Source organism: Vreelandella subterranea (assembly GCF_900111305.1).
Lineage (GTDB): Bacteria > Pseudomonadota > Gammaproteobacteria > Pseudomonadales > Halomonadaceae > Vreelandella > Vreelandella subterranea.
In genome coordinates this window covers 1-7,136 of the sequence record NZ_FOGS01000020.1, presented here as the reverse complement: position 1 = coordinate 7,136, position 7,136 = coordinate 1, and the positions used below count along the sequence as shown (strand labels likewise).

Genomic DNA, 7,136 nt, shown 5'->3' with positions numbered 1-7,136 from the left:
AGGGCACTTCGTGCGAGGCACGCGAGCATGCAGGTAACAATGGTGCTGGAAGAAGTTTAGATGCCGCCAGGTTTTGTCGGCAAAGTCATGGGCTTGGCAGGCTTTACCGCACTCTGGACAGGGGTAGAGACTACCGCGCTCGGCCTCGACATAGAGATCCAGGCGGTGTGGTGACACAGCGGTATCCAGGTGCTGATCCTTGAGAATCCAGGGTGGTTCCAAGCCCAGGCCGAGCGTCAGAATCTGAGTGCCGTCCATGTCATACCTACTGCTGTTGGGGAGGTCATATTCTGGCCCAGCTCAGGGGGCGAATTCCACACCCAACGTCGAAGAGCCTTATTTCTAGGCTCTCATGATAGTAGCTAACAGCGTCACCAACTGATTTTATTTCTTCGGCGTACCTCAGCTTTATCGCGTCTTTATCAGTAGGTAGGTTCTTAAACATGCTACCATTTATTTCTGGTTCAATATCAGAGAGACTCTCGGCAAGATTCTTTAGATTATGGCCATGCTCAAGCTTTCCTTTTTTGTCATTAATTAGGACTTTTAACGTTTTTTCCACAGCAATATGAATGTCCCAACAAGCAATCGAAGCTCTCTCAGAAGTTAAAGTTAAAATATCGTTTGCCGCTTTCTCCATGTGACTCCAAATACCTTTAGAAAGCTTTTCGGCGTCTAAGGCCAAATTGCTAGCCATGTTCAGATCAATATTGATCGAACGAATTAAACCTACAATTTTTGCTGAGTGCTGTTTGAACTCGGTCCGCATCGATTCTGGCATCTTATCTAAGTCAAATTTAGTCTGCAGCATTTCTTCAATTGTCTCGTAGTCCTCGAGCCTATCTGGGAAGGTGAGCTTCGCCAGCTTTCCGGGTTCCACAACCCGAGATGTCGTTGCCGGGACAAGTATTCTTACAGGCGTATTATACGCTAAGACTATCCCGCAATATATATCGCTCCCAGGTCCCTTTGCTAGCTCTCCATACTTATCCCAATACCAATCATTGAATATGGGAAGTAAAGCGACTCTATACGCCTCGCTACTTAAAAACTCTTCTTTGCTATCAAAAGTTGATTCTTTAACAAAGTAATCAACAAACATTCTTCCCGCCAGCATGAAGCGCTTGTGGATCGGTATTTCTCTCTCAGCAAGCAAATCATCAATAAAATGCATTTGTTCATAAATACGCTTGCGTAGCTCAGGATTTGCATCATTGCCTTGAGTCATATCACCTCATAACACCATGCAGCAGGTACGCGACGTCAGGAGCGTCCCTTGCCTGCATTTGTTAGCCGCTCTTGCAGAATTGGTTCAAGAATTTCAGCCCTACTGGCTGCGCTTTCCAGAGTTGTCTGTCCTCCGGAGTATTGCTCCCAAAGATCTTGTATTTCTAGGGGCGAATCTTCGATGTTCATTACCGCAGTATTCCCTTTTGTCAGGGTCTCCCAAACATAGTTTGCAGCTTCCTGAACAGTTTGGATTCCGTTTGCAAACCATTTCTCAGACTGAACAGTTGTATCGAGGCCACCAGACCAGTGGAGGTAAGTTGAGACCTTTCCGCTATACTGAATCAGGCGATGATTATCCCATTTTGATATCGGGATATTATCAGGAGCCAAAGCTCTCGTGAAATCTACTAACTTCTCGTACTTAGGGATTAACCGTTTCAATATCTGATCTAGTACCTTCGCATTCCCTTTGCATTTCTTATACTCCTGCTGCTCTATCTCAGACCCAACCCCAACAACTAGCTGCTCGAAAAGTAGCTGCTCTATTCCTAATCTAGTTTCTAATGCAGCATACTCGAGTGCACTTACGTTTGTATTCCGCTTGGCGTAATCAAGCCATGATAACGCTTTGTAAATTCGCCCCGACGACTCAAAATAATTTGAGTCAGTAATAATCTGTTCGGGCTGGCGATCCTCAAAACTCGGTATCATCGTCGTTATCTCAGTTACGGCGAACGCCCGCCATCACCGGTGGCAAAACCGGAGCGAAGCGGAGGTTTTGGCATCCGGTGCATGACCTGGTTATGTAGTTAAAGGTAAAAAGCGGCACCACCGCTCACCAACATTATCTCGTACTAGCAGCAAGCCGCGCGCCCAAGGCGACGAACAGAGCCCCAAGGCCTCGGTCCATCCATAAGCCAACTCGCCGATTTTGCCTCAAGAATGCTCCTAACTTTGACCCCGCCAAAACCAAAGGTGGCTCTATGAAAGCCGCCACGACAATGATCAACGTTCCATGCAAGAACAACTGAGCACTAGCAGGACCAGCGCCCTCCACGACAAACTGCGGCAAGAAGGCAAGGAAGAAAATGGCTACTTTCGGGTTAAGTGCAGATACAAGGACTCCTTGCCAATAGATCGAATGCATCCGTTGACTGCTACCGCCCTCGGTGGATATAAACGAGTCACCACGCGACATCAGCATTTTTATACCAAGCCAGACTAAATACGCAGCACCTACCCACTTAACAACTGAAAAGGCTAAGGCGGAAGTCGCAAGAATTGCGGAAAGACCCACCGCTGCCATTACGGCATGCAACCCTGCACCGGTCCATATGCCAATCATCGCAGCGAACCCATATCGACGTCCGTTGCGCAAGGTTTGCCCTAAAATGAACGCGATATCTGGGCCGGGGGACAAGTTCAGAAGAGCCGCCGCAGCAAGAAATGTCATCCAGTGGACAATAGTGTACTCAAACATTGCGAAACTCCTTTGTTCTCATTCTTGGCAACCGCCGCGCAGTAACTGCATAACGCCGCCAACACGCGCAGTTTTGGAGTGGAGGCGAAGCCGTAACGGAAAAACTGACGCCGTGCTTGGCATGGTTATGTTGCACTTCTCAGAGCCTCCCGTATGAAATCACCCTTCGCCGCAGTATAGGCCTCTCTATCCGACCTGAACTCAGCCGCCCATACCCGCTTATTCTGCTCATAATGCACTGCTATCTCAGCATTGGTACGGAGTCTGTCACGAAAAGCCAACCGTTGTTGCCATTCTTTGCTTCCGTAAACTACAAGGTGCAAGTGGTGTGTTCGACGCCCCTCAGCCCATCTCATAAGCCAGCGTCGTCCAGCTAATGAGGCGTTGAACTCCATTGATGTCGTATATTTTGCCTGGCACAACGGTTCCATCAGGGCATCAGCGCGTGGCATCGCATCTACCCCCGCCAGAATATCGATGATGGGCTTGGCTGAAAGGCCTGGTACAGCTGTGCTTCCAATATGCTCGATCGCCAAAAAGCTACCAGGAAATAAATGAAGGAGGCGGTCGCGTTCTTCTTCAAACAAAAGCGGCCAGCTCTCGTCATACGGGAAGATAGCCACTTCCTCATAAATTGCTCTGTTGAGTGATTCTTCTTCGTCCACGACTCACCATTTTTGTGAAACATAACGCCGCTCAGCACGCGCGGCTACGAAATGGAGGCGAAGCCGCAATGTAGTAGACGTCGCCGTGACTGGCATGGTTATACCCGTTCACTGAATGCCAACTTGAGTCCGAGAGCAGCAAAGCTTGTAGCGAAAACTCTCTGCATGGCGGAACTGGCTCTTTTTGACTTTACAACAAATGCGCTAAAGCTGCCTGAAAGAAAACCGTACGCAATAAATACAGCAAAGGTCATAAGCATGAAAACAAGCCCAAGCACCATCATGCTAACCAAAACGCTATCGACTGTACTAGGGATAAATTGTGGCAGGAAAGCCAGAAAAAATATAGAAAGCTTAGGGTTTAAGATATTTATCAAAAACCCTTTTATTATAATGTCCTTTTGATTTCTGGTTGACTTATTATTGTTTATAGCGAGCGGGCCAGAAGACCGCCACATTTGCCATGCTAGATAAAGCAAGTATACAGCACCAACATACTTCACAACCTGAAACGCGAGTGCACTAGTATGAAAGATAGCGGCAAGACCGAAAGCGCTGGCTAAAAGAGCAGGTACTATACCAAGTGTGCAACCGAATGCCGCAAACAAACTAGCACGTTTACCTATGAAAAGTCCTGTTGCCACGGTATACAAAACCCCTGTTCCTGGAATCAGAACAACCACTAGCGAGGTGAGCAAAAATTCTATAGAAATCATCTCAAGTTACCTTTTCCCTCAAAGGGTATAACAGCGTATTAGACGGCGCGTTCTATGATTGAATGAACGCGTCGGCACTTTTTCCCGGCAAATACAGCCTGCCAGATTCTCCCAAGCCTATGATTCTTTTGATTATTAATTTCCATTAGGCTGTATAATCAAAATTCGCGCGCCTTCTGCATTTCCAAGAATGACCGCTTTGGGTCGTCAACTGCCGCACCACTATCAGAGTAGCTTGAGCCACCGCACCCGGCCAGGAGCAGACATTAGATACCACAACAGGTTATCTTCCACGATAATGCGGTGCCACCCCCGCCTACAACCGAAACGACTGCTGCATCGCCTGGGCCAGCAATTCCACGGCCTGATCCCCACGAGATGCAGCGCTGCGTATGAACACGATGTCATGGTCTGGAATAACCGGCATGCCTTCGAGAATCTGCATGTGCTCGGTGACTTTGCCACGGTCAATCAGGCTTACAGCCAACCCGGCTTCCACGCAAGCATTGACCGCCTGACTGGAGTGGCTTTCAAGCACGATGCGCGAACGCCGACCCACCGCCTTGAGTGATTCGGTCATGGCCTCACGGTAAGCACATTGCACTGTATGGGCGGCCAAAGGCAATGGATCCTCGTGTGCCACAGCGCTACTCGTCGGTCCCACCCAAACCGGTGTGGTCGACATCAATACCTGGGTGTCCGGGCCTACTTCCCCTTTGGGCTGAGTTACCAAGGCCGTCTGCAATATACCGCGCTGGACCCACTCATTCAGTTCTTGACTTGTCGCCGTTTTCAGCTCCAGCACCACGTTCGGCCAGGCGGCGGTAAACGTTGGCAAAATGTCTCGAATGACATGGATCACATATTCATCAGGAACCCCCAGCGTAATGCGCCCGGCAAGATCAGCGCCATGCAGATCAGCTAACACCTGATCGTGGGTGCGAAGTAGCTCAGTGGTCGAAGCTAACAGGCGTTTGCCCAGCGCTGTGAGGGAAATAGACTGGTTATCGCGATTGAGCAGTTGCCCGCCTGCTACCGCCTCCAAACGCTTAATATGAACGCTCACCGCCGCCGGGCTTTTATGCAGTTGCTCTGCTGCCGCACTGAATTTCCCAATGCGCACCACGGCATGAAAGGTGCGCAACAGGTCGATGTCGAGAATGGCGGTCATGATTCAACCTTTTTAAATAACTGCTGCATATTATTTTGATTTATTAGCTTACTCCAGTGCCGCAGTCTTTGGGAATGAACCAGCCTACTGCTATTCAACACACCAAACCGATGCGTCGCCACTGGCATCAATGCCTGCCGCTACTCTTGCTTGAGGCGGGGTTGCTTTTGACCTGGAGTTCGGGGCTTATCGGCGCACGCCTTTCCATCGATTACGCTCCCGCCTTGCTGGTGGCGCTCTGGCGCAGCGTCGTGATCTGCCTTCTTTTGTTGCCCTTCGTCTATAGGCCGCTGCTGAAGACGCCTTTTCGCGTTTTACTGAGATACGCCGGGATCGGTCTGCTGGCGATGGCGGGATATCTTACCGGGCTGACGCAAGGCATCACTCTTGGGGTGCCGGTCGGGCTCGCTGCTCTGTGCGCAGACTTGCTGCCGCTGGGTATGGCGCTTCTGGCGGCGGCGTTTCTGGGCGAACGGTTGGTGCGTCAGGTCTGGCTGGGACTGATCGTCGGGCTGATCGGCGTGATTTGGGTGACACATGACGCGCTGGTACTGGGCGACGCGCCGCTATGGGCCTACTCCTTGCCTGTGGCAGGCATGCTGTCGCTGGCGATCGCGACGTTGTGGCAAAAACGCGCCAACACCTCACCATCAATGGGCCTGTTGCCCAACCTGTGGCTGCAGTGTTTCGTCTCGATTTTCGCCTTCGCCGCCATCGAAGTCAGCCAGGGCAGTCTGATGCCGGTCCCCTCTGCAGGCTTCGCGCTGAGCGTAGTGTGGACGGGGCTGTCGACCCTGCTCGGCTACGGGCTTTATTGGATCTGCCTGCGCCGAAGCAGCGCGACGCGCGTCGCCAGCGTGTTGTACCTGAGCCCGCCGATCACCTTCCTCTGGGCCTGGGCCATGTTCGGTGAACCGCTATCCTGGCACATAGCGATTGGAATGGTGATTTCCTCAGTCGGCATCTGGCTGGTGGTGCGCGCTGAGGCCCGGAAAGCTGACCTAGGTTCTGTCTGAAAAGTCATGTTTGCTACGCTGTTCCCTGTCACCGAACAGGAGGCAGCTATGGCGGGCCGTTACGAACTTTCCGATCAGCGCTGGCAAATGATTGAGGATATCGTTTCTCCTCCACAGACCATGGGTCGCCCACGCCGTGATGATCGTCAGATGCTCAATGGGATCTTCTGGATTCTGTGCTCGGGAGCGCAATGGCGCGACCTGCCAGAACGTTACGGCCCCTGGAAGACCGTTTACCAGCGCTTTCGTCGGTGGCGCGATGACGGCACTTTTGATCGGATCCTGATGCGTCTTCATCTGCGTCTGCGGGAAGACGGCTTTATGGATCTCGACACATGGATGGCCGATTCGACCTCCATCAGAGCAACACGATCAGCCAGCGGTGCCGGTAAAAAGGGGGATCGATAGAACCGCCCGATCATGCTCTCGGCCGCAGTCGTGGTGGCCTGACCACCAAGATACACTTACTGTGCGATAGCCAGGGTTTTCCACTTACCTTTTCCCTCTCAGCAGGCCAGCGTGCCGATTCAACCCATTTCATCGAGTTGCTGGAGAAGGTTCGACTACCAGGGCGTTCCGGTAGGCCTCGCAAATGCAGTCGTTATGTCGTGGCTGACAAGGGCTACGATAGTGATGAGCTTCGACGCTACTGCACGCGTTACGGCATGCGGCCCATCATCCCCAGACGTCGCATGCATAGGCGCCCGCGTCCTGGCCTGCCGCATCAGTTCGACCGGCCGAAATACCGTCAGCGCAATGTGGTAGAACGCCTATTCGGTTGGTTGAAAGAAAAGCGTCGGCTAAATACCCGCTATGACAAGCTGGCCAGTAGCTTCAGGGCCATGGTGACCCTGGCTT

General features: G+C 51.6%; 9 protein-coding genes. 2 read left to right on the top strand and 7 right to left on the bottom strand.

Annotated elements, in window-relative coordinates; all coding sequences use genetic code 11:
- The 7 genes from BMX75_RS17840 to BMX75_RS17810 all read right to left on the bottom strand — a co-directional run.
- Positions 1-258, bottom strand: a 258-nt coding sequence (locus BMX75_RS17840) for a transposase family protein (protein ID WP_139197185.1), incomplete at its 3' end; no start/stop codon positions are given.
- A gap of 25 nt (positions 259-283) precedes the next feature.
- The gene (locus BMX75_RS17835) at positions 284-1,228 is read right to left on the bottom strand and encodes a HEPN domain-containing protein (RefSeq protein ID WP_092831057.1); all 945 of its coding nucleotides are present in this window, start codon (positions 1,226-1,228) and stop codon (positions 284-286) included.
- A 35-nt stretch (positions 1,229-1,263) separates the two neighbouring features.
- Positions 1,264-1,941 (bottom strand): hypothetical protein, encoded by a 678-nt coding sequence (locus BMX75_RS17830; protein ID WP_092831055.1) that lies wholly within the window; start codon positions 1,939-1,941, stop codon positions 1,264-1,266.
- A 133-nt stretch (positions 1,942-2,074) separates the two neighbouring features.
- A complete protein-coding gene (locus BMX75_RS17825; RefSeq protein WP_092831053.1) occupies positions 2,075-2,710 on the bottom strand; it encodes a LysE family translocator in 636 nt (211 codons plus the stop codon).
- Between the two features lie 125 nt (positions 2,711-2,835).
- Complete coding sequence (locus BMX75_RS17820; protein ID WP_092831051.1) at positions 2,836-3,375, bottom strand: GrpB family protein; 540 nt, start codon at positions 3,373-3,375, stop codon at positions 2,836-2,838.
- 98 nt (positions 3,376-3,473) lie between these two features.
- Entirely contained in the window at positions 3,474-4,091 is a 618-nt protein-coding gene (locus BMX75_RS17815; RefSeq protein ID WP_092831049.1) for a LysE family translocator, read from the bottom strand.
- Between the two features lie 316 nt (positions 4,092-4,407).
- Positions 4,408-5,262 (bottom strand): LysR family transcriptional regulator, encoded by an 855-nt coding sequence (locus BMX75_RS17810; protein WP_092831047.1) that lies wholly within the window; start codon positions 5,260-5,262, stop codon positions 4,408-4,410.
- Positions 5,263-5,336: 74 nt separating this feature from the next.
- Here BMX75_RS17810 and BMX75_RS17805 point away from each other — a divergent pair, with 74 nt between their 5' ends.
- Both BMX75_RS17805 and BMX75_RS17800 read left to right on the top strand, forming a co-directional pair.
- Positions 5,337-6,278, top strand: coding sequence for a DMT family transporter (locus tag BMX75_RS17805; protein ID WP_092831045.1), 942 nt, complete (start codon positions 5,337-5,339; stop codon positions 6,276-6,278).
- Positions 6,279-6,326: 48 nt separating this feature from the next.
- A protein-coding gene (locus tag BMX75_RS17800; protein ID WP_092831043.1) for an IS5 family transposase occupies positions 6,327-7,136 on the top strand; the annotation gives its coding sequence in 2 pieces (ribosomal slippage) (positions 6,327-6,669 and positions 6,669-7,136; 811 coding nt annotated over the 2 pieces). This gene is flagged as partial in the annotation.

Coding starts and splice junctions, on each gene's coding strand:
- BMX75_RS17835 (WP_092831057.1), bottom strand. CDS start 1,228: ATGACTCAAGGCAATGATGCAAATCCTGAGCTACGCAAGCGTATTTAT.
- BMX75_RS17830 (WP_092831055.1), bottom strand. CDS start 1,941: ATGATACCGAGTTTTGAGGATCGCCAGCCCGAACAGATTATTACTGAC.
- BMX75_RS17825 (WP_092831053.1), bottom strand. CDS start 2,710: ATGTTTGAGTACACTATTGTCCACTGGATGACATTTCTTGCTGCGGCG.
- BMX75_RS17815 (WP_092831049.1), bottom strand. CDS start 4,091: ATGATTTCTATAGAATTTTTGCTCACCTCGCTAGTGGTTGTTCTGATT.
- BMX75_RS17810 (WP_092831047.1), bottom strand. CDS start 5,262: ATGACCGCCATTCTCGACATCGACCTGTTGCGCACCTTTCATGCCGTG.
- BMX75_RS17805 (WP_092831045.1), top strand. CDS start 5,337: ATGAACCAGCCTACTGCTATTCAACACACCAAACCGATGCGTCGCCAC.